25 protein-coding genes are annotated in these 21,865 nt (G+C 39.2%); 6 read left to right on the top strand and 19 right to left on the bottom strand.

Annotated elements, in window-relative coordinates; genetic code table 11:
* The first annotated feature begins 196 nt into the window (after nucleotides 1-196).
* The gene (locus tag ACWPWK_RS09205) at nucleotides 197-550 is read left to right on the top strand and encodes a DUF488 domain-containing protein (protein ID WP_109373708.1); all 354 of its coding nucleotides are present in this window, start codon (nucleotides 197-199) and stop codon (nucleotides 548-550) included.
* Between the two features lie 127 nt (nucleotides 551-677).
* On the opposite strand, the gene glpD is transcribed toward ACWPWK_RS09205, so the two are convergent.
* The 6 genes from glpD to gntX form a co-directional block, all read right to left on the bottom strand.
* Entirely contained in the window at nucleotides 678-2,171 is a 1,494-nt protein-coding gene (gene glpD, locus ACWPWK_RS09200; RefSeq protein ID WP_109373707.1) for a glycerol-3-phosphate dehydrogenase, read from the bottom strand.
* Between the two features lie 288 nt (nucleotides 2,172-2,459).
* The gene (locus ACWPWK_RS09195) at nucleotides 2,460-3,218 is read right to left on the bottom strand and encodes a DeoR/GlpR family transcriptional regulator (RefSeq protein WP_006534541.1); all 759 of its coding nucleotides are present in this window, start codon (nucleotides 3,216-3,218) and stop codon (nucleotides 2,460-2,462) included.
* Nucleotides 3,219-3,256: 38 nt separating this feature from the next.
* Complete coding sequence (gene glpG / locus ACWPWK_RS09190) at nucleotides 3,257-4,096, bottom strand: rhomboid family intramembrane serine protease GlpG (RefSeq protein WP_109373706.1); 840 nt, start codon at nucleotides 4,094-4,096, stop codon at nucleotides 3,257-3,259.
* A gap of 19 nt (nucleotides 4,097-4,115) precedes the next feature.
* Entirely contained in the window at nucleotides 4,116-4,442 is a 327-nt protein-coding gene (gene glpE, locus ACWPWK_RS09185) for a thiosulfate sulfurtransferase GlpE (RefSeq protein ID WP_109373705.1), read from the bottom strand.
* Nucleotides 4,443-4,619: 177 nt separating this feature from the next.
* Nucleotides 4,620-5,198 carry a Fe-S biogenesis protein NfuA gene (gene nfuA, locus ACWPWK_RS09180; protein WP_109373704.1) on the bottom strand — a complete coding sequence of 193 codons (579 nt, stop codon included), beginning with the start codon at nucleotides 5,196-5,198 and terminating at the stop codon, nucleotides 4,620-4,622.
* A 60-nt stretch (nucleotides 5,199-5,258) separates the two neighbouring features.
* The gene (gene gntX, locus ACWPWK_RS09175) at nucleotides 5,259-5,951 is read right to left on the bottom strand and encodes a DNA utilization protein GntX (protein ID WP_109373703.1); all 693 of its coding nucleotides are present in this window, start codon (nucleotides 5,949-5,951) and stop codon (nucleotides 5,259-5,261) included.
* A gap of 36 nt (nucleotides 5,952-5,987) precedes the next feature.
* On the opposite strand from gntX, the gene bioH reads away from it, so the two are divergent.
* A complete protein-coding gene (gene bioH, locus ACWPWK_RS09170; RefSeq protein ID WP_109373702.1) occupies nucleotides 5,988-6,758 on the top strand; it encodes a pimeloyl-ACP methyl ester esterase BioH in 771 nt (256 codons plus the stop codon).
* Nucleotides 6,759-6,804: 46 nt separating this feature from the next.
* Here the strand turns inward: bioH and ACWPWK_RS09165 are convergent, their stop codons facing one another.
* From ACWPWK_RS09165 to yihI, 6 genes are all read right to left on the bottom strand, one after another.
* Nucleotides 6,805-7,065 (bottom strand): OsmC family protein, encoded by a 261-nt coding sequence (locus tag ACWPWK_RS09165; RefSeq protein WP_244313535.1) that lies wholly within the window; start codon nucleotides 7,063-7,065, stop codon nucleotides 6,805-6,807.
* 69 nt (nucleotides 7,066-7,134) lie between these two features.
* Nucleotides 7,135-7,365: a FeoC-like transcriptional regulator gene (locus tag ACWPWK_RS09160; protein ID WP_109373701.1), complete on the bottom strand. Its 231-nt coding sequence runs from the start codon at nucleotides 7,363-7,365 to the stop codon at nucleotides 7,135-7,137.
* 19 nt (nucleotides 7,366-7,384) lie between these two features.
* Nucleotides 7,385-9,712, bottom strand: coding sequence for a Fe(2+) transporter permease subunit FeoB (gene feoB / locus ACWPWK_RS09155; protein ID WP_109373700.1), 2,328 nt, complete (start codon nucleotides 9,710-9,712; stop codon nucleotides 7,385-7,387).
* A 48-nt stretch (nucleotides 9,713-9,760) separates the two neighbouring features.
* Nucleotides 9,761-9,997, bottom strand: coding sequence for a ferrous iron transporter A (gene feoA, locus ACWPWK_RS09150; RefSeq protein WP_036914344.1), 237 nt, complete (start codon nucleotides 9,995-9,997; stop codon nucleotides 9,761-9,763).
* A gap of 411 nt (nucleotides 9,998-10,408) precedes the next feature.
* Entirely contained in the window at nucleotides 10,409-11,848 is a 1,440-nt protein-coding gene (locus ACWPWK_RS09145) for a DUF4026 domain-containing protein (RefSeq protein WP_109373699.1), read from the bottom strand.
* Nucleotides 11,849-12,073: 225 nt separating this feature from the next.
* Nucleotides 12,074-12,571: a Der GTPase-activating protein YihI gene (yihI, locus tag ACWPWK_RS09140; RefSeq protein WP_109373698.1), complete on the bottom strand. Its 498-nt coding sequence runs from the start codon at nucleotides 12,569-12,571 to the stop codon at nucleotides 12,074-12,076.
* Nucleotides 12,572-12,759: 188 nt separating this feature from the next.
* Between yihI and ACWPWK_RS09135 the strand changes: the two genes are divergently transcribed.
* Together ACWPWK_RS09135 and ACWPWK_RS09130 are read left to right on the top strand one after the other, a co-directional pair.
* Entirely contained in the window at nucleotides 12,760-14,232 is a 1,473-nt protein-coding gene (locus ACWPWK_RS09135; RefSeq protein ID WP_109373697.1) for a glycosyltransferase family 39 protein, read from the top strand.
* Between the two features lie 2 nt (nucleotides 14,233-14,234).
* Nucleotides 14,235-14,783 carry a GNAT family N-acetyltransferase gene (locus ACWPWK_RS09130; protein ID WP_109373696.1) on the top strand — a complete coding sequence of 183 codons (549 nt, stop codon included), beginning with the start codon at nucleotides 14,235-14,237 and terminating at the stop codon, nucleotides 14,781-14,783.
* A gap of 49 nt (nucleotides 14,784-14,832) precedes the next feature.
* Here ACWPWK_RS09130 and ACWPWK_RS09125 read toward each other — a convergent pair whose 3' ends face one another.
* Both ACWPWK_RS09125 and ACWPWK_RS09120 read right to left on the bottom strand, forming a co-directional pair.
* Complete coding sequence (locus ACWPWK_RS09125; protein ID WP_109373695.1) at nucleotides 14,833-15,144, bottom strand: monooxygenase; 312 nt, start codon at nucleotides 15,142-15,144, stop codon at nucleotides 14,833-14,835.
* An 80-nt stretch (nucleotides 15,145-15,224) separates the two neighbouring features.
* The gene (locus tag ACWPWK_RS09120) at nucleotides 15,225-16,583 is read right to left on the bottom strand and encodes an NCS2 family permease (RefSeq protein WP_099076019.1); all 1,359 of its coding nucleotides are present in this window, start codon (nucleotides 16,581-16,583) and stop codon (nucleotides 15,225-15,227) included.
* Between the two features lie 235 nt (nucleotides 16,584-16,818).
* Here ACWPWK_RS09120 and ACWPWK_RS09115 point away from each other — a divergent pair, with 235 nt between their 5' ends.
* Nucleotides 16,819-17,223, top strand: a complete 405-nt coding sequence (locus tag ACWPWK_RS09115) for a DUF1240 domain-containing protein (RefSeq protein ID WP_109373694.1) — start codon at nucleotides 16,819-16,821, stop codon at nucleotides 17,221-17,223.
* A gap of 2 nt (nucleotides 17,224-17,225) precedes the next feature.
* Nucleotides 17,226-17,627 (top strand): DUF1240 domain-containing protein, encoded by a 402-nt coding sequence (locus tag ACWPWK_RS09110; protein ID WP_109373693.1) that lies wholly within the window; start codon nucleotides 17,226-17,228, stop codon nucleotides 17,625-17,627.
* A gap of 40 nt (nucleotides 17,628-17,667) precedes the next feature.
* Here the strand turns inward: ACWPWK_RS09110 and ACWPWK_RS09105 are convergent, their stop codons facing one another.
* From ACWPWK_RS09105 to pstB, 5 genes are all read right to left on the bottom strand, one after another.
* Entirely contained in the window at nucleotides 17,668-18,420 is a 753-nt protein-coding gene (locus ACWPWK_RS09105; protein WP_109373692.1) for an amino acid ABC transporter permease, read from the bottom strand.
* 2 nt (nucleotides 18,421-18,422) lie between these two features.
* Entirely contained in the window at nucleotides 18,423-19,160 is a 738-nt protein-coding gene (locus ACWPWK_RS09100) for an amino acid ABC transporter permease (protein ID WP_109373691.1), read from the bottom strand.
* Between the two features lie 107 nt (nucleotides 19,161-19,267).
* Nucleotides 19,268-20,107, bottom strand: coding sequence for an ABC transporter substrate-binding protein (locus tag ACWPWK_RS09095; RefSeq protein ID WP_109373690.1), 840 nt, complete (start codon nucleotides 20,105-20,107; stop codon nucleotides 19,268-19,270).
* Nucleotides 20,108-20,320: 213 nt separating this feature from the next.
* A complete protein-coding gene (gene phoU / locus ACWPWK_RS09090; protein ID WP_109373689.1) occupies nucleotides 20,321-21,055 on the bottom strand; it encodes a phosphate signaling complex protein PhoU in 735 nt (244 codons plus the stop codon).
* A 14-nt stretch (nucleotides 21,056-21,069) separates the two neighbouring features.
* Nucleotides 21,070-21,846, bottom strand: a complete 777-nt coding sequence (pstB, locus tag ACWPWK_RS09085) for a phosphate ABC transporter ATP-binding protein PstB (protein ID WP_006534565.1) — start codon at nucleotides 21,844-21,846, stop codon at nucleotides 21,070-21,072.
* Between the last annotated feature and the right edge of the window lie 19 nt (nucleotides 21,847-21,865).

The raw sequence follows: 21,865 nt of genomic DNA, 5'->3' as shown, positions 1-21,865 counted from the left end.
TCTAGATGTAGATTCTCTTAATTAGGTTATTTAGTCAACAACTATTCACCCTATTTTTGATGAGGATAATTCAGTCACAATAAGAGAAAAATTCATGTTGTAAGACGTATTTGTGAGAAAAGTGAGTATATCACCTGATAAGTTGGGTGATTTTTCTTCTACAATAAAGCGAAATAACTGATTGATGGGAGGCGAAATGATCACTTGTAAACGTGTTTATGGTGATAAAGACGGAATGCATGAAGGTTATCGCGTATTAGTCGATAGGCTGTGGCCGAGAGGTGTGAAAAAGACCGATTTTCATTATGACGAGTGGAATAAAGGCGTCGCACCTTCGACCGAATTGCGAAAATGGTTTCATGGAGGCGGTGGTGATTTTGCTGAATTCACACAACGTTATCTCCAAGAATTAATGGCGGCACCAGAACATTGGCAATCGCTTGTTGCGATAGCAAAAGAGAAGCCTTTGGTATTACTTTATTCAGGAAAAGATGAGCAACAAAACAATGCTACCGTGTTAAAAGCCTTTCTAGAAAAACAGCTTAAATAGCGGTTAATTTAGGGTATTTTGATGATTTTGATATAAAAAAAGCAAAAAAAAAAGTGGCGCGGTATTAGGCGCCACAAAAATTGCTAATAAAAACATCGAACAGAGTCAGAGAATAGTATGACTACTCTTATGAATTTTGAGTATTTGCTACTAACCATTGGGCAATACGTTGTTTTTGTTCGTCATTTAGCCACATGCCGAGTTTAGTACGACGCCAAATTGCATCATCAACTTCGATAACCCACTCATGTTTCACTAAATAACGTAATTCTGCTTCATACAGGTTATGACCGAAGTTTTCGCCCATACCCGCTAAATCAGTAATGCCTTCGAGCAGTAATTCAGTGTTGCTACCATAAGTACGTGCAAAACGTAATGCCAGCGCTTCTGGTAACCAAGGGTGACGTTGGCGAATTAAACGTGAATAACCATCACGATCACAGCCTTCTAAATTACCACCCGGTAATTGACCATTTTTAGTCCATGCTTTACCCATGTTAGGGAAGTAAGCAATGAGTTTATCTACGGCGTGTTCACCCAATTTACGATAAGTGGTTAATTTACCACCAAATACCGATAGCAGAGGAGTTTGGCCATTATCATCGTGAACATCTAAGGTATAGTCACGCGTGATTGCTTGTGGTGAATCAGATTCATCATCACATAATGGACGCACACCAGAGTAATCCCAAACAACGTCTTCTTTGGTCAGTTGTTTTTTGAAGTGATCATTGTAGACTTTCAGTAAGTACTGAACTTCATTGTCATCAATCGCCACATCTTTAGGATCGCCTTTATATTCAACATCCGTAGTACCGATGATGGAGAACTCATCCATCCAAGGAATAACAAAGACAATACGATTATCTTCATTTTGTAAGATGTACGCTTGTGGTTCGTTATGAGCACGAGGAATAACAATATGGCTACCTTTAATTAAACGGATACCATAAGGTGATTTCAGTTTTAAGCCTTCATCAAACAGTGTTTTAACCCAAGGGCCAGCTGCGTTGACAAGTGCTTTTGCTTGATAGAGCGATGTTTCACCAGTGCGTAAATCCTGTGCTTCTACCATCCATAAATTATTTTCACGCCAAGCACGAGTGACTTTAGTTCGTGTGCGTACTTCACCGCCACGACGAACGATTTCTTGTGCGTTGAGTACCACTAAACGTGCATCATCAACCCAACAGTCTGAATATTCAAAACCGCGTGTTAATTCAGGTTTTAAAACAGAGTTTGCGCCGAATTTAATGCCTTTACTGCTTGGTAAGCTCACGCGTTTTCCTAAATGATCATAAAGGAATAAACCAATGCGGATCATCCAAGCTGGACGTAAATGGGGTTGGTGTGGCAGACGAAAGCGCATTGGAAATGCGATATGTGGCGCTAAGCGTAATAATACTTCACGCTCTGCCAGAGCTTCGCTCACTAAGCGAAACTCGTAGTGTTCGAGATAACGTAAACCACCATGAATAAGTTTAGAGCTTGCGGAAGATGTCGCACTTGCTAAGTCTTGAGCTTCCAGCATAAGTACTGAAAGGCCTCGGCCAGCTGCATCCGCCGCAATTCCAGCGCCGTTTATTCCGCCGCCGATGACAATCAAGTCTTGAGTTTTCATAACATCCTCCTACGAATGCGCGAAACAATTCTTTAATGTTCGTTTTCGCTCATAATTGTAATGAAGTTTGATGAAAATGCCAACTATATAACTGATAAAAAACATAACCGCGTGATATGGATAACAATTTATTATCATATCCACATAAACTGTGTGTTTATTAGAAATAAACAACATTGTTAATGTGTTAACAAAAAAGAGAGAAAATAGAATAAGTTAATCAGGTTTTTATTGAGAATAGACGAAAAAAAAGTACCTCGAGAGGTACTTTTTAGGAGAATTGCTAAATTAACATAATTCGAGTTGAACGTTGTGCTGCTCAACAATTTTTTGGATCCCTGCTGGTGGTTCTTGATCGGTAAATAAGTAATCGATCAGATTCATATTACCTAAATTAACCATCGCATTACGACCAAACTTAGAATGGTCAGTCACCAACATTACACAGCGTGAGTTTTCGATAATTGCGCGTTTAGTGCGAACTTCATGGTAATCAAACTCAAGTAGAGAACCATCCATATCAATACCGCTTATCCCCAAAATACCGTAATCAAGACGGAATTGAGAGATAAAATCAAGCGTAGCTTCACCGACAATACCACCATCTCGTGTACGCACTTCACCACCCGCAAGAATTAAGCGAAAGTCTTCTTTGCCCATCAGTAACGTTGCCACATTGAGGTTGTTGGTCACGATACGTAGGTTTTTGTGGTTAATTAATGCATGTGCGACAGCTTCAGGTGTTGTGCCGATATCAATAAACAGTGTTGCACCATCTGGAATTAAGCTTGCTACTCGTTGTGCGATACGTGATTTTTCATCAGACCACATAATTTTACGATCATGATAAGCCGTATTCACGGAGCTTGAAGGTAATGCTGCACCACCGTGATGACGTTGGATTTTGTTCTTTTCCGCTAATTCATTTAAATCACGTCGGATTGTCTGTGGGCTGACTTCAAAATGCTCCACCAATTCTTCAGTGCTGACATAGCCCTGTAGGCGTACCAGTTCAATGATGGCATCATGTCGTTGCGTTTGCTTCACAGGTGTCCCCTAATGTTAAAAATATCATGTTAATTTTATTATGATCCACGAGATAATTGATGTCGATTATCCCACAAAGCCATCAATAAGCCGATAAGGAAGCCTGCAAAATGTGCGGCATTTCCGATAGAGTCACCTAAAACGCCCATATAACCCGCCACAATCCACAAAATCGAAAAGACGATTAAGCCTGTTGGCGCACCAATACCTTTTTCTGGATTACGTATGCCCGTTAAGCCTACATAGCCGATTAATGCGTACACAACACCAGAAAGTCCACCGAAGTTGGAGTCTGTAAACAGTGATTGTGCCCAATTACTAAATAGCGCAGAAACGAGCATAATCACAAATAATTTACTGGTGCCGAGTTGCTGTTCTGTTTGGCTGGCGAGATACCACCACATGGCGAGATTAAAGGCGATATGCATCAATGAAAAATGAACAAAAGCTGGCGTGATATAGCGCCAGACTTCAAAGTCTAGACTCTCTTCATAAGGCCATGCGAGGTGGAGCATAACATTATAGTCACCCACCACTTGTTGCCAGATAAAAACGAGGATACATAAAATAATTACCAGTACCGTTAAAGGGCCTGATCGTTGCACCATATTTTTTATCGAAAATGCAGGACGATATTTTATGCCTGTTTTTTGCGGATCACCAGCTTGCCAACTTGCAGCTTGATAGCGTGGGTGAAAAGGCTCACGTAGAAAAGTGTTTAGTTCTTTTTCAACCATATCCAACTGATGTTGGTCTTCTAACCAAAGTGAGATTTGCTGATTTTCATTTTTTGCGTGAATTCGCACACCTTTCGTTGCCATATAATTGACAAATAAATCAGCCGATTGAGGGTTAGAAAGCGTAATAATGTGGATCATTAATAAAACTCATCTGTAGTTATTGCAGAGAAGTTATCGCTTGTGGAAACTCTCTTAGCCATGCTTCAAAACCACCATTAATACTATAAACGGTTTCAAAGCCCATATTGACCAGATATTGAGCCGCACCTTGGCTGCTATGACCGTGATAACACATCACCATAACAGGCACATCAAAGTCAGCATCTTGTAAAAATTGGTTTAGCGTATCATTAGTGAGATGAAATGCGCCGGTAGCATGACCAAAGCGATAACTCTGAGGATCTCTCACATCGACTAAAATTGCCGATTGAGATACCCAGAATTGATAAGCTTGTTCAATGCTGAGAAATTGAAACTTATCCATAATTGTCTTATTTATTATATTGTTAATTTATTTGTTCTGAGCGAGAGAACGATACATTTATCATAGCGTCAAATCGGTAAAGATGACGTTACTCTTTGTAAATGATTATTTTTTAACACACAAATCCCCGATGATATCAGTGCAGGTGATTATCATAGGGGATTTGATACTGAGGGATCAGTAGTAGGAGTGTTCACCACGTTGGTGTTCAGTTAAATCTTTCACACCTTTTAGCTCTTCTGGGAACAGGTTTAACAGTTCTTTTTCGATACCATCTTTTAAGGTGACATCAATCATTGAACAACCGTTACAACCACCACCGAATTGTAAGATAGCATAGCCGTCTTCAGTGATTTCCATCAGACTAACACGACCACCATGACCCGCTAATTGTGGGTTAATTTGTGATTGTAGTACGTATTCTACGCGTTCAATTAACGGTGCATCAGCATCGACTTTACGCATTTTTGCGTTAGGTGCTTTTAGGGTTAATTGTGAGCCCAGTTGGTCAGTGACAAAGTCAATTTCCGCATCTTCTAAGAAAGGTGCGCTGATGTTATCAACATACGCAGAAAGTTTTTCGAATTTAATTTCAGTGTCGTTTGGCTCTACGGCATCAGGTGGGCAATATGAAACGCCACATTCAGCATTAGGTGTGCCTGGATTGATAACGAATACACGAATTTGGGTGTTGGGTTCTTGGTTAGCCAGTAGTTTGGCAAAATGCGCCTGTGCGGCATCAGTAATAATAATCATATCGTCTTGCTCAATAGTTGACTGTTCTGGTTGGTTATCATACGCCCAATTGGCGGTTAACTACAAGGTGCGACAAATCGCCCATACCTCAATAGAGCGTGCTCCCGCACGAAATAACAAGGGTATAATGCTCTTTAATGTCGCACCTGTAGTGATAACATCATCAATTAGTGCCAGATTTTTCCCTGATACCGACACTGTGTTATTTAATACAAATGCATTCTTTAAATTTTGTTGCCTTTGCTTGGCATTAAGATGCGTTTGCACCAGTGTAGCACGAGTTCTTATCAGGGTATCCGGTTGATAAGCACAATTTAGCCACCTTGCCAAAGGCTTAGCGATAGCTTCTACTTGCTCAAAGCCCCTAGACCAACGGCGATGACGATGTGAAGGAACGCTAATAATTCTATCGGGTTTCTGCACCAAATTTTCTCGCCGATGTGAAAGCCATCGCAATAGAAAAAGTCGTGCAAGACATAACGCTATTTGAGGGCGAGGTTGGTATTTATAAAGGTGTAATAATTTATTTAATGGTGGTTTATAGTCAGTGATTGTCAACATCTGTTTCCATGGTGGAGGCGATTGTAAGCAGCGTCCACATAGCATTATAGAGTGGGATGAGGGATATAAACAGCCTGGGCAACGATTATGCTGTTTAGGTAAATAACGAATACAACTCGAGCAAATACCTTTAGTATCATAATGTAAGGGTTGACGACATAACCAACAATATCCTGCTATTGTTATCCACATAATGAACATCCTTGTAAAAGAAAAGAGAGCATAACAATGAATAAATTGTATTGGCAGACAATAGGTGAAGGAAAAACGCATCTTGTGCTATTACACGGATGGGGATTGAATGCACAGGTTTGGCAATCATTAATACCGCGATTAAGCTCGCATTTTACACTGCATCTCGTTGATCTCCCTGGATATGGTCGTAGCCAAGGTTTTCCTGCTCTTACATTAAAAGAGATGGCAGAGATTGTTTTTGCCAAAGCCCCTGAAAATGCAATTTGGTTAGGTTGGTCTTTAGGTGGATTAGTGGCGAGCCGTGTGGTTTTAGATAATCCCAATCATGTACAAGCCTTGGTTACGGTGGCATCTTCGCCTTGTTTTGGCGCTCATGATGATTGGCCAGGTATCAAACCTGAGGTGCTAAAAGGGTTTGAGCAGCAATTAAATGAAAATTTTCATCGCACCGTTGAACGCTTTTTAGCACTACAAACATTAGGCACCCAGAGTGCGCGTGAGGATATGAAAGCGTTAAAATCCGTGGTATTAGAACAACCATTGCCTTCTGTTGAAGTGCTTAATGGCGGATTAGAAATTTTGAGAACTGAAGATTTACGAGAAGAGTTGAAAGCTTTGCGTTGTCCTTTTATTCGTTTTTATGGTTATTTAGATGGGTTAGTGCCTCGAAAAGTGGCTGGATTATTAGATGCTATTTATCCTCAATCACCTTCTGTTATTTTCCGTAATGCTGCACATGCTCCGTTTATTTCGCACCCTGATGAATTTACGCAAGCGTTAATTAATGCTTGTTCTCTTAAGTAATCAATTTATCAATAACTGCCCCAAATAGGGGGCAGTCGTATTTTTCTTACGCCATTACATTTTCAATACTGTATAAAGTTTCACAAATCGGTGGATTTTTGATTGTGTCAAAGACAGGACAAGTTCGCTCAATAAAGGCGATAAATTCAGCAATTTCTTCTTCGCTATTGTCTGCCTGAATAAAGAAGTGAGTGGAAATTTTACTAAAACCTATTTTGGCTTGTTTATTTTTCCCCATAAAACCATCGGTATCTAATTTACCTCTGACTTCAATACGAATATTTTCGAGCTTAAAAAATGTCATCATTAACGATAAGATAAAAAAATCCCTTACCAAGGTAAGGGATTTTGTGTTTAAGCGATATTTAACAAATAGTTAGCGTAATTGATAAAGCTTTGTCTGACATGCGGTGGCTTCAGGACAACTTTTACAACTGCCCGTAAGACAATCTTCTACACCCACCTCTTCAAGCTTACCCATCAATGTGAGCCGCTCTAACATTGCTTGCACCAAAGGTTCAGGCATATTGAGTTGATGGCTGATAAGACGGGCATCGGCTCGACCATTAAGGGCGATACAATCACGTACTTCTATCAGACTTGCCATCTTACTTTTCCTTTGTCACTTAGTGACAACTACCTTTTGAACAACATTGTTTAGACAATGAAGGTTTATTGCTTAAGTTAATTGTTAGGCGACTACGCGCATTACGCAACAAGATAAATAAAATTAAGTTGAAGATAACCACAGCAGCAATCGTTATGCCACTGCTTTGTGGATGTTCACTGAAGGTTGCCACTTGATAGAACAGGGCTGCCAATGAGTAAGCAATATTTAATCCCCAAAGAATAGAGAAAGTCATCCAACCACGGCTTGTTTCACGGGCAATAGCACCCATGACTGAAACGCAAGGTACATACAGTAAAACAAAGATTAAGTAGCTGTATGCCGCAATGCCTGAACCAAATTTAGCGCCCATGGTGCCCATGGTGCCTGTATCCATTTCGCCATCACCTTTACTGGCTTCAATTGGGTTAGAAAGCGCAGCTAGCGTGAAGGTTTCTTTTAAGCTATCCCATGTTTCACCAAAGGCGTCACCAATTTCGCCCCACAGGTCGAATTCTTCAGGATCAAAAGGCTCATTAACAATACTTTCTGCGGTATAGAGGGTATTTAATGTTCCTACTACCACTTCTTTTGCCATTGCACCAGTGACTAAACCAACCGTTGCTTGCCAGTTATCGTTGTGAACACCAATAGGTTGCAGTAATGGTGTGATCACTTTACTGACAGAAGCTAGCGCTGAATCATTGATGTTATCCGCAGGTTTACCTGAGAAGGTAAAGCTGTTTAGCGCACCAATAAACATACTGGCAATAATAATGACTTTACCTGCACGTACCACGAAGCCTTTTAGACGTTGCCATGTTTGCATCAGTAACGTTTTTAGGTGAGGAACGTGATAAACCGGCAGCTCCATCACGAAAGGTGAGGCTTCACCACGCATAATGGTGTGTTTTAGCAGTAAGCCTGTGAGGATAGCAACCACAATACCCAGAAGATAAAGTGAGAAAACAACACTTGCGCCATTTTTACCAAAGAAAGCAGCAGCAAACACAGCAAAAATAGCTAAACGCGCACCACAAGACATAAACGGTGCCATCAATACGGTGATCAGACGTTCTCTTGGTGCATCTAGTGTACGCGCACCCATAATGGAAGGTACGTTACAGCCAAAACCGACAATAAGTGGTACAAATGATTTACCAGGTAAACCCAGAGCCTGCATCAATCTATCCATCACAAAAGCAGCTCGCGCCATATAACCTGAATCTTCAAGAATAGATAAGAACAGGTACATCATCCCGATTTGTGGCACTAATGGCAGAACGGTATTGATACCACCACCGATACCTTGAGCAAGGAAAATGGTCAGCCATTCAGGGAAGTTAAAGGTTGCACCAATCCATTGAATACCATGGATAAAGATAGCTTCAGAGCCACCTTCAAAAGCAGGCTGTAAAGCACCACCAATGTTAATTGCTAGAACGAACATTAAATACATAACAAACAGGAAGATAGGAACACCTAACCAACGGTTTAATATCACTTTATCGATATTTTGCGTCAGAATATTCGGCTTAATGGCTTCCATATTAATCACGGTATGACAGATACGCTCAATATTTTGATAACGGGCATCTGCAATGACTAATTCAGGTTCATTGTTATGCTCGTCCTGAATGCGTTGACGGATCGTTTTGATATCTTCTGTCGTGATTTGGGCGCGTTGATGGGTATAGATATCCCCTTCTAAACACTGTAATGCCATCCAACGACGTTGCTGTAAATTAAACTCATCGTGATTAATTTTTTCAGCAAGTGCCTCGACTTCATTAAGTAACCATATCGGATAAGACGTCAGTAATTCTTGTGGTTTTTTCTTTTCAGCAGGGAAGGTATCAATGGCTTCTTTGAGCTTATCAATTCCCGATGCTTTGGTTGAAACCATTGGAATAACAGGGCAACCCAGTTGCTCTGAAAGTGCCTTGATATCAATTTGCATATCTTGGTGTTCTGCAATGTCGAGCATATTTAATGCCACGATGCACGGAATACCAAGCTCAAGTAGTTGCAATGTCAAATAGAGGTTACGCTCAAGATTTGATGCATCAACCACGTTAATCAGCATGTCTGCTTCATTACTTAAAATGAAATGGCAGGCAATTTGCTCATCAAGCGATGTCTGTTCTGAGATTGTCGTTAAAGAGTAAGTGCCGGGTAAATCGACGAGCTCAATTTTATGATTTGCAGTTGTGAAACGACCAACTTTGCGTTCGACCGTTACACCCGCCCAGTTACCCACACGCTGGCGAGAGCCTGTTAACTGATTAAAGAGTGTTGTTTTACCAGCATTGGGATTACCGATAAGGCCTATAGTGAGAGGAGTCATAATAGTGATGCCAATAGTTGTCTTGCCTGGTTGAATGAGAAATAACGATTATTTTTCGTTATGAACCACTTCGCTAAGATTAATGAGTGCGAGATCTTTTTTTCTCAAAATTAGGGATACTCGGTGCGTTTCTATTTGAATAGGATCACCCAGTGGTGCGATACGAATAACGTTAAACACAGCGCCAGGTAACATACCTAAAGATAATAATTTCTGTCTGTATGCAGGGCTAATCTGAGGTGAGTAGCTCAAGATTTTATAACTGTGATTTGGGATCAGAGACATGATTGTCCTTCCACGAATATTGATACAAAGAATAATGATACTGATAATTATTAATGTGTATGAGAATTAACATAATAATATTAAGGTTAATTATAATAAATATTTTTAATGCTAATGAGAATTATAATTATCCTTATTGGGTATAATTTAGCCTAGTCTATGCATATCTGCACTTGATTTAAATCAACCAGAGAAAAGATATTGAGATGAAAATAGACTGTTTACCTTATCTGTTACTAGACAAAAAACAGAATGTGAAGAGTTGAAATGTCAATGTAGCAATAAAATAACAATTAATTAATGATATTAACGGGTCACAATATGACAGCAGATTTTAAGGCGATTAGCATGGCGAGCTCTTCATCGTTTTTTAAATGAAAAGCTCGCGTTGTTATTGTAAATACCCGCTAATTAGTGAGTTTGCTGGTGGCTAAAAAGTTGGTAAATATTGTTCGGGGTATAACTATCGTCTTCGTATGAAACGACCCAATCAGTTATTAATGCGGTGTTGATAGGATAGATTTCACCTTCTTGCATATCCTCAACATAAAATGGCACGTTGAGTAATTTTGCATAAACGGTGTCTCCATCACGAGACTGTGGCACAAACCACATATGCTCTAGCTCTTCCTCTTCACCATAAGGAATGCCGAACTTGATCATAAACTGCCACGGGTTTTCAGTCTCTTCGGGTTTGTCTTTTCCTAATAATTTGGAGAGAAAACCACTTTTTTTCTCAACAGGCGGTTGATTGTAGTTATCAAACATAGAAACGAAGTATTCCCAGCGTCGCTTGGCTTTTTCAGACATCTCATAGGTTTCTTCATTGCTACGCAGTAGCATCATCGCTTGTTGCTCTTCATAACCTTTAAAGAAGGTTTCTAAAACAGGATTTTCTTCATTGGTTCTAAATAGCATAGAAGAAGGGTGTTGATGATATTCATCACGATCAGCCAAATCACCCAAGAAAACGCCATTTGGTGCGCCTTCAGTGTCATAACGCATCTCTTCTAAAGGTCTAAGGCTACCAAGAGGTGTTGATTGATTAATATGACGAATACCTTCTTCAAAAGGTAATGCGACAAGATACTCCAAACCTGATGATGTTTGACCACACAGCATCGGTTCACCAAATTCAATTTGGCGATGATTAATACTGTTGTTAACAAAGCAGCGGAAGAGATCAGGAATACCATAGTAAGATTCAAGCATACTTGGAATAACTAAATCGACTTCTGTTAAGCCGCAACGCGCTAATCCATGCGTATGGAACCAAAACATAGTTGGTGGATCATTTTCTGTGTCATAGACAGCATGAATAACATATAAGCTTTCTACTTCAGGATAGAGATCGGGCGTTTCTAATTGAAAGCGTATCCACTCAGGTGTTAATGCTTTACCTGCCGCTGATTCATCTAATGCTAAGACCATTTCAGGTGCGATGATATTAAGAAAATTCAGTTGATGGCGATAGCTTGCTAAAGGATGCAAAGTTTCAGTAAAAAGTGTTTCTAATAATAAGTCTTGAGTTGTCGAATTCGCATGCGCGAGTAGTTGTGGTGTAAGTTCATCAGTCGAATACATTGGACGTATTTCGTAATCTTTATCACGAGGGTAAAGACAGACAAAAAAATGTAACTCGTCATCACCATGTTGGCAGCGATAGAAAAAACCATCGTCAATATTTTCACTTAGATAATTTATCTCACCATCAGTGTAATCGGTCTGTTCTTCTAAGCGTTGTTCAATAAGCGCATAGTTTAGTGGCTGTGCAGGGAAGGCCACTATACGAGAGGGCACTTTTTCTCCTTGCCCGGCTGCGATATCTAAGTACTGCTGTCTGTTATCCATATTTTTTATCACTCGTATATTAAAGATAGAAAAATAGGATATCAGGGATAACAAGAGAGGAATAGATGGAGTTATCTGAGCTTGAGAGGGTTATTTAATCTATTGTTAATAATGAGTATTAATGAAAAGTAAAAGAGAGAGCGAGCTATAAAAAATAACGGATATCAATAAGTTATTGATATCCGTTAGATGTAAGGTAATCAAGGAAAATGATTAGCCTTTTGATTATTTACCTTTCAATAATTGCATGATGTCTTCAGTTTTTTCTTCATCGTCATCATCTTCAAACTCAATACCTAGCTCAACCATTAATTCATCAATGCGATCAAGGGTTTTCTCAGTATAAGCCTGCTCTTCTGCGTTGAGTTTTTCACCGTTTTCAAGACGAGACAGTAATTCATCTAAGCGTGCATCGTTTTCTAATAGGTCTAACTCTTGCTCAGGCGTTAAACGAACGGGCTCTACTTTAACTGGCGCAGGTTTTTTCTTCGCAACTTTTGGTGCATCGCCCACAATCAGAGGGATCGGTTTTTTGCTACCAATACGTGGATCTTTCGGCGCTGTATTGTTCGCTTGCTGTTTATTTTCCGCTTCCTGCTGACGGTTACCGGCAGGATTGCCACGGTGTTTCTTTTGACGTTTACGTTCACGTCCTTCCGCGTTCAGCTCTTCACGCGATTTCTTACGTGCTTTAGCTGCGGGCTTTCTTTTAATCATATTCATAATGGTAACTCGATAGTGATCTTCTTGGTTGCGCAATCTATCAGAAACAAAATTTCAATAAAAGCGCAAATTTAAGACAATTTAATTTTTGCTCACGTACAATGTGCGGTTCATTTCACTATACTTTACTGTGTTGTGACGTCAATTAACGACTAAATTAAATTAATTAACTTAAATTTCTATTTATTATGACATTATCATCTGCACAATTACGTAAACCAGTATATTGGTGGGTTATTGGTTATGCGACTCTTTGGATCTTAGTGAGTTATCTCTTTGACCCTACTGTGCCTTATGATGCCGTTGAGGCTGTCAATTGGGGCACTAACGGAGGGTGGGGCTCCCCCAAAAATCCTTGGTTTGTGGGTTTTATAATGACACCCGCTATTTACGGCGGTATCGATTTTAGCTTTTATTGGTATTTTATCCACTTTATTGTCATTGCTGTTGGGCTACTAGGCGTTTGGAACTTAGCCTACAAGTTGACACAAAATACTAACCTAGCTTGGTTTGCTATGTTGGCGCTTAATTTATCTGGCGTTATCAACTTTGATATTATCCCTTATAACGATAACTATATTCTAGTTGGTTGTTGGGCATGGGCGTTCTATTTTTTCCTTTGTGCGATTAATGATAATCAAAAGTATTGGATTGGTTTCGCTATCGCTATGGGAATTGCCACAATGGGGAAGTATTCATCATTAGCTTTTATTGGTTCTGTGTTTTTATCAAGCCTTTTTGTACCTAAAGTCCGAGCAAGCTATTGTTCTCCTTATTTCTATTTAGCATTAGCTATTTGGTTTGCTTTTGTTATTCCGAATTTTATTTGGTTATGGCAAACCGACTTTGCAGCGTTTAAGTGGGTCGATTCACAAATTGAAAACCGTTTTAATTTACGTACAACGCGCGCGGCGCTGACCGTTTTTTATCCTGTGGTTTTAATGTGGGGAATTTTACGTTTTTATGGTGGACGTGTAAGTTGGTCTGCTTCTAAAGATAGCCAATTACTCAATTTTATTTTTCTGTTTCCATTAACGATTATTTTTATCTGGTTTAGTTTTCATGAAGGGGGGCGTATCAGCGAGTGGTTACAACCCTTTATGTCGATTGCGACTGCACTTTTTGTGGGCTCAATTAGTGTAATGCCTAAACGTTCATTACGTGGCGCACTGTATGGTTTAGGTGTTTTTGGTATGTTGGTTGTTTCTGGTTATACAGTCGTTCAAGCCGCTAATGTACGTAATGCAGGACAAAAATTTATTGGTGTAAAAACCTTTGTGCAAGATGTTGAACAAGCTTGGCATCAACATTATCACACGCCACTTGCGTATGTGGGAGGTGAATATATGCATGAATGGGTAACTTTTTATGGTAAAGATAGACCATTATCTTCACAGCCTTGGGTGTTAGAAGAGAATGTGCAACCTCCTAACATTTATAATCGGCATATTACACTTCAACAATTAGAAGAAAAAGGTGTCGTATTGGTAAGTGAAGTTGGTTATTACTGTGAAAAAGCACATTTTGATGAAGGATTAAAGCACTGGCCGAGTTTAAAAATAGCCGATACTCAAGAGATAATGTTCCGTGCTGAACCAGATGCCATTACTGAGCCAGTTTGTATTGCTTTTGTGGCTCCAAAAACACATAAGGAAAAGTAGAGATGCGTTACGCTGATATTCGGGTCGAAACAGAAAGATTGATATTGCGTCCCTTTGAAATGGGGGATGCTGAAGATTGGTTTAAGATCATGAGTTCACCTGAAGTGACGCGCTACTGGAGCCATCTCCCTTGGCAATCACGGCAAGAAGCACAGGAAGATATTATTCAAGATATCACTCATATGGAAAGAAAAGAGTATCTGCGCTTAGCGGTAATTGATAAGGCAACACATACATTAATGGGAATGTGTGTTTTCTTTAACCATTATCCTAATTCACGACGTGGCGAAATAGGGTATTGCCTTGATACAATTTATCAAGGAAAAGGCATGATGAAAGAAGCTATGGTGGCGTTTATTGAGTATCTCTATACACATCTATCTGTTCGCCGTTTAGAAGCGGATATCCACCCAGATAATAAAGCATCAGCTGCGTTGTTAGCGAAATTAGGTTTTGAACAAGAAGGGTATCTTAAACAGCGTTGGATTGTGGGGGATGAAGTGTCTGATTCTGCTATTTTTGGGTTGTTATTGCCCACCAAAGTAGAGTAATTGCAGAAAATAGATAGGCACAAGTGAGATATAACACTTGTGCTTGTCGCTACTTAGCCAAAAAAGAGGCTTGATTTTTTAAGCTTAACGCCTGATTTACTGAAAAAATATCACCACGTACTTCTGGAATACCAAAAGATTTTAATCGAGCACTGTGTTTATCTAAATAAGCTTGAGCGTTTTCTTTTGAATCAAAAAGATAAATACCTCCCGCTTTTTGTGTTTCTTTATTTTCAGTCCAAATCTTCCAAATAAAGCCAGGCTCTTGGTTGATTGATGCAGATAATACATCCATGGCTTGTGTCATTTCATCACCGAAAGGGCCATGATACGGGAAATCTACTTGTAGAAGCACGTGCATAATCACCTCTTTTCTTATAAAAAACGGCACTTTATTGGTGCCGTTTTGTCTGTATCATAATGATCTTAATTTATTGAATATTAGAATAAATTATTCAAATCAATAACATGAGTATCAATTAGTAATATTTTTAAAATAAACAGCAGTGAAACAATCACAACACACAGGTTAATTTCTTTCCAGCGGAATGTACCCACTTTCATTACACAATAGGCAATAAAACCAAGTGCGATACCTTCGGTGATTGAGAAGCTAAATGGCATCATTACCGCAGTGATAAACGCGGGCACTGATTCTGTTAAGTCATCCCATTTCACGCGCGTTAAACTTGATGTCATTAATACACCAACATAAATTAATGCGCCAGCTGTTGCGTAACTTGGCACCATGCCTGCAAGTGGTGATAGGAAGATAGCGAGTAGGAAAAGAATACCAACAACAACTGCGGTTAAGCCTGTACGACCACCAACAGAAACCCCTGAAGTGCTTTCGATAAAGGCAGTGACAGAAGATGTACCCATTGCAGAGCCTGCAACAGAACTTAAGCTATCGACATATAACGCTTGTTTCATTCGTGGAAACTTGCCTTTGTCATCGGTTAAACCAGCTTTATCTGTTACACCAATTAATGTGCCTGATGAGTCAAATAAGTTAACCAACATAAAGGCAAAAATAACACCAGAAAGACCAATATCTAACGCGCCGACAATATCCACTTTACCAACAACAGTGGTGATAGAAGGCGGCATAGCAAAGATACCTTGATATTGAACATCCCCTAAGAGAAGACCAATAACAGTGGTGATAACAATTGAGATAAGAATTGCGGCGTGAATATTACGCGCGGCAAGAATGGCGATAATAAAAAAGCCTAAGGCACCTAATAACACGTTATGAGAGGCAAAGTTACCAATAGTGACGATGGTGTCATTATTCGGAATAATAATACCGGAGTTTTTTAGTCCCATCATGGCGATAAACAGTCCGATACCGCTCGTAATACCAACACGTAAACTCAATGGGATATGGGCAATTATCCAATAACGAATACGAAAAAGAGTCAGTAAAAATAGTCCTACTGCACCCCAGAAAATCGCACCCATCGCGACTTCCCATGAATAACCCATTGCGCCAACAACGACAAAGGCAAAGAAGGCGTTTAGACCCATTGCAGGGGCAACCGCAATAGGTAAATTTGCAACGAGTCCCATTAAAATACTGCCGAAAGCTGCAATTAAGCAGGTCGTCACGAAGACGGCTTTGATATCCATATTCGCAGCAGCGAGGATTTGAGGGTTAACGAAGATAATATAAACCATCGTTAAGAAAGTCGTGATACCCGCAATTAGTTCAGTGCGAGCGTTTGTACCGTGTTCTTGTAGCTTAAACACACGTTGGAGCAAACCCTGTGAACCAGAATTTGGTGATGACATGCTCATAGACAAAAGATCCCAAAAAAAATGTTTTTCGCTTTATCCTACACAAATAAAACCAGAACTGCACCTAAAAAAGTAATCGATTGCGTCTGTAAGGGATGAAATTTAGATAAGCTAGGGAAATGTCTTGTTATTAATAATAGTCGTATTATCTTAAAAATATTAAATTTTTATACAGTATTGATTATAAGTTTTTTCCGTATATTTTATTCCTTAAGGATAGAAAAGGAGATAGGGAATGTCGGGTAGGCGTTTAATGGGAATAATATATCTAGTATCAGGTATTTTATTTGTTATTTTCTCTATAGAGTTATATCTCTCAATAGAGAGCTATATCAATTATTTTCTTCTTGTTGAAAAGTTTCAGTTTTCATTTAAAACATCTATTTTCTTATTTACTGTACCTGCTGTTTTTTATCTTATTTATTTATTGGTCTTTCCATCATCAAAAAAGAGAACCATAGAAAAAAGTAAAAAATTAATGATGTTTTTTCTCATGCTCTTTCTTTTTGGCTATATCTTTAGCTTTTTCTTTTCCAATTATGTTGAAAAAGATCTTCTTTCTAAAGGCTATTTTATTTGTGAAACAGACGATTTTACAGAATCTAATCTCTATGTTAAATCACTCATGATGTGTAATTAATTATGGATACTGAAGTTAAAGATAAAATTTATTTAATCTTATTAATTGTTCTCCCTCCAATCGTTTTTGTTATCTATGCGTCAATTATGGTTTATGCGGACTATTTCTTTTTAGCAGAAAAAATAAAATTTTCTGTTGTCACCGCAAGCATACCTTTTACGCTGCCTTTTGTTTGTTATCTTTTTTCTTTGTTATTGATATCTGCAATAAAAGATAAGTTAATAAAAATTAATAACAAACTCTTTATAGCAACTGTAATGATATTTCTTTTGGGTATTGTATTCGGCATTTTTTTTAATTTATATGTAAGATATGAACTTGTCTCGCAAGGATATTTTATTTGTAAAGAAGGCCCCTCATCTAAATCAAATACTTATGTGATATCGCCAAAGTTATGCCGTTAACAGCATAACTTTTACTTAGAAAATGAGTGCTTTTGAGTGATTAACCTAAACGTTTCTCAATGAATTTCTGTTTTTTAACAGGAAAGATTATTTGCCAAAAAGGACGTTTCTCTTTTTGTGTCGAGAATAATTTAGCCACTCTATTGGCAATAATTTCTAATGAGAAACAGAGAACAAAATAGACGAAGGCCACAAATAAAAAGACTTCCATTGGATAAACCATACTGCGGTTATTGACCTGTGTCGCTAAGAAAGAAAGTTCACCCACACCCACCACATAGGCTAATGAAGTATCTTTGATTAAGGCTATCCACTGATTTATAAATGAAGGCACCATCATTCGCAATGCTTGAGGTAATACGATATGCCATAGGACTTGCCAACGATTAAAACCTAAAGATAATCCTGCCTGCCATTGCCCTTTCCCTATTGCCAAAATACCCGCTTTGACACCATGCGCAATATAAGACGATGTAATCAACGCGAGAGCACAAATCACGGTCGTGATTTCAGGAATTTCCATTCCCAATACAATGGGCAATAGAAAATAGACCCAAAATATCAACATAATCACAGGAATAGCACGGAAAAAGCCTAAAAAAGCTGCAAAAAGGTTAACCCATACACCTCTGAGCATAGCCAGTGCAATACCACCCAATGTACCCAAAATAATAGATGCAATACCCGCAATGATACTGATAAAGACGGTCAGCGCTGCGCCTTCTAAAGGCCCGTCAGGATAAGCACCAAAGAGTAAATACTGCCAGTTATCAGCAATAACAGTAAAGTCCATATTTAATACCCTTGTACTAATTTACGTTGCTGATGCCATTGTCCCCACGCTTCCATCAAGGCTATTGCTGCAATATAAAGAATGGTTGCGACACCAAAGGCTTCAAAGGTACGTAATGATTCGGTTTCAACTTGTCTTGATGCGTAAGAAAGCTCCGCAACACCAATAGCCATAGTCAGTGATGAGTTTTTTATCACATTCATGTATTGACCCAGCAAAGGAGGCAGAGCAATACGAAAGGCTTGAGGTAAAATCACATAACGCATAGATTGCCACTGTGTTAACCCTAGTGCTAAAGAAGCATATTTTTGCCCTTGTTTAACACCTTGAATACCAGCTCTTAGCTCTTCGGCAATAAATGGGGTTGAGTAAAATGTCAGACCTACAATGCCAGCTAAAAACTCAAAAGAAGGCCAAGCAAGCGTTAATCCTAGAAAGGAAATTTCATGAGGTGTATTTAGCCACATCATGGCACTTTGCGGCAGAATTTCTCCCGATGCGAAATACCAGAAGAACAATTGCACTAACAGTGGTGTATTACGGAACAGTGAAGTATAAGCAGTGGCCAACCAGCGTAATGGTGCAAAAGCGCTATCTCTTGCAGCACTAAGGGCGAAGCTCATTAATGTTGCAATGACAATAGTCCAAAAAGAGATAAGCAAGGTGATTAGAAAACCGTTCCAAAGCCAGCTTAAATAGTGTGGCTCCAGAAGGTAATGTGAAAGAAATTGCTCAAACATATAATAGACCTATTGCAGACACCAAACCCCGCAGAAGCGGGGTAGGTGTTTTAATAAAGGAATAACTTTGTTTTTAATGAGAGAAGAAAGTTATTACGCTTTAAGGATCAAGATTGTGGTGTTTGCTCTGATAATGGAGCAAATTTGAAATCGCCACGAGGTTGCGCTGATTTTGTTTCAGGGCCAAACCAACGATTGTAGATTTCGCCTGCTTTGCCTTCTTTTTCTAATCTTAATAGCGTGTTGTTGATTTCGTTGATTAAGCGATCTTCGCCTTTAGCGGCGGCTACCGCTTGGTATTCACGCGTAATGCTAAACGGTGAGATTTCAAAGTCAGCTTTTACAGCATCAGGTAAATTTGCTAATAAACCCACGAGTTTTGCATCATCTTGCGTGATAGCTTGTACGTTACCATTGCGTAATGCAGCGAAAGCGAGTGGTGTATCGTCATAAGAGATAACTTTGGTGTCAGGATAGCGTTCACGTAAAGTGATTTCTTGTACGGTACCTTTATCAGCACCAATACGTAGTGAGTGGATTTGTTCAGGTTTGGTTAAAACACCTTTGCGTGCAATAAATTTTTGCCCTGTTGCAAAGTAAGGTACAGAGAAATCGACTTGTTTAGCGCGTTCATCCGTGATGGTGAAGTTAGCCGCGATCAAATCGACTTTTTTTGAGCTTAACAGTGGAATACGGTTTGCTGGATTAGTTGGACGTAGTTCCAGTTTTACACCTAAATCTTTAGCGATCTCGTTGGCAATATCAGCATCATAACCTGCGAGTTTTTTGGTTTGAGGATCAATAAAGCCAAAAGGAGGATTGCTATCAAAAATCGCGATACGTACTACACCTGCTTTTTTTATATCATCGAGTTTATCTGCTTTTGCAATACCAGAGAAAAGCACAGAGCCTGCAATTAATGCGGTTGCCAAAACACGTAATTTCATATTCACCCCAAAGAAAAAGAATTATCATCGTTATGTTGGATATCACGCTATCAAGTTGTTCTAAGTTCATAAAATAATAAAAGTTGATATCGATATGCTTTTAAGGAATAAGTTGAAAAAAGCGTTGAGATAGAATGGTATTAATTTATGAGAGAATAAAAAAACAGCGACATTTATGTCGCTGTTTTGAAGAGAAGAAAAAGAGAGAGAAATTTATTTAGTGGCGTTGTTGTCGTCGTTTTTTGTCAGCATTCTTTCTACTTGATCACCACCAAGATGGCGGAAATCATGACCTTTCACGTAATAGAAAATAAATTCACAAATGTTCTGGCAACGATCGCCAATACGCTCAATAGAACGAGCACAAAATAAAGCGGTTAGCACACTTGGAATGGTGCGAGGATCTTCCATCATATAAGTCATTAACTGGCGGACGATACCTTCATACTCATTATCAATTTTTTCATCTTCACGATAGATACGCACTGCTTCATCGACATCCATACGGGCAAAAGCATCAAGAACATCGTGCAGCATTTGTATGGCGTGTTGACCTAACGATTCTAAGCTCACAAGCAGAGGTTGATGCTGGTGTGAAAATTTTTCAAGCGCAGTTTTACAGATTTTTTCAGCAACATCACCAATACGTTCTAATTCAGCGATCGTTTTTGATATTGCCATAATTAAACGTAGGTCACTCGCTGTTGGCTGACGCTTAGCAATAATTCGCATACACGCATCATCAATGGCGACTTCCATCATATTAACGTTATGGTCACCTTGGATCACTTCATTTGCCAAGGCTTGGTCTTGGTTATGCATTGCCATAATGGCTTTTTTCAATTGCTCTTCGACAAGCCCCCCCATAACCATAAGCTCAGTGCGGATATGCTCTAACTCAGCATTAAATTGACCAGAAATATGCTTATTGTGATTTAAATTATCCATTAATTGCCTCGTTATCAGCCATAACGCCCAGTGATGTAATCTTCAGTTTGTTTTTTCGCAGGACGCGTAAATAACGTATCCGTATCGCTAAACTCGATTAATTCGCCTAAATACATAAATGCAGTGTAATCAGAACAACGTGCGGCTTGTTGCATATTATGTGTCACGATAACCACGGTATATTCTGATTTGAGTTCACTAATCAGCTCCTCAATACGACCAGTAGAGATAGGGTCGAGAGCAGAACAAGGTTCATCCAGTAATAAAACTTCAGGACGGATTGCGATACCACGAGCGATGCATAAACGCTGTTGCTGACCACCAGAGAGACTATATCCACTCTGGTGTAATTTATCTTTGGTTTCGTTCCATAATGCGGCTTTGGTCAATGCCCATTGAACGCGCTCATCCATATCAGCACGAGAGAGCTTTTCAAATAAGCGGACACCAAAGGCAATATTGTCATAAATCGACATCGGGAATGGTGTTGGTTTTTGGAATACCATCCCAACTTTGGCGCGTAATAGTGCGATATCTTGCTTATCTGTCAGGATATTGTTGCCATCTAACAGAATTTCACCTTCAGCACGTTGTTCACCATAAAGCTCATACATTTTATTAAAAGTACGCAGTAAGGTCGATTTACCACAGCCAGAAGGGCCGATAAATGCCGTCACCTTATTTTTGGCAATATCTAAAGAGATATTTTTCAGCGCATGGAATTTACCGTAGTAGAAGTTCAAATCACGAACTTGAATTTTATTTCCTGCGTTATCATTAGCCATAATCATTCAACGTCTCTCTTGCTTA

This window comes from Proteus sp. Marseille-Q3619 (assembly GCF_965283115.1).
Note: the sequence above shows the minus strand (reverse complement) of the source record. Positions and strands in the feature narration are given on the sequence as shown.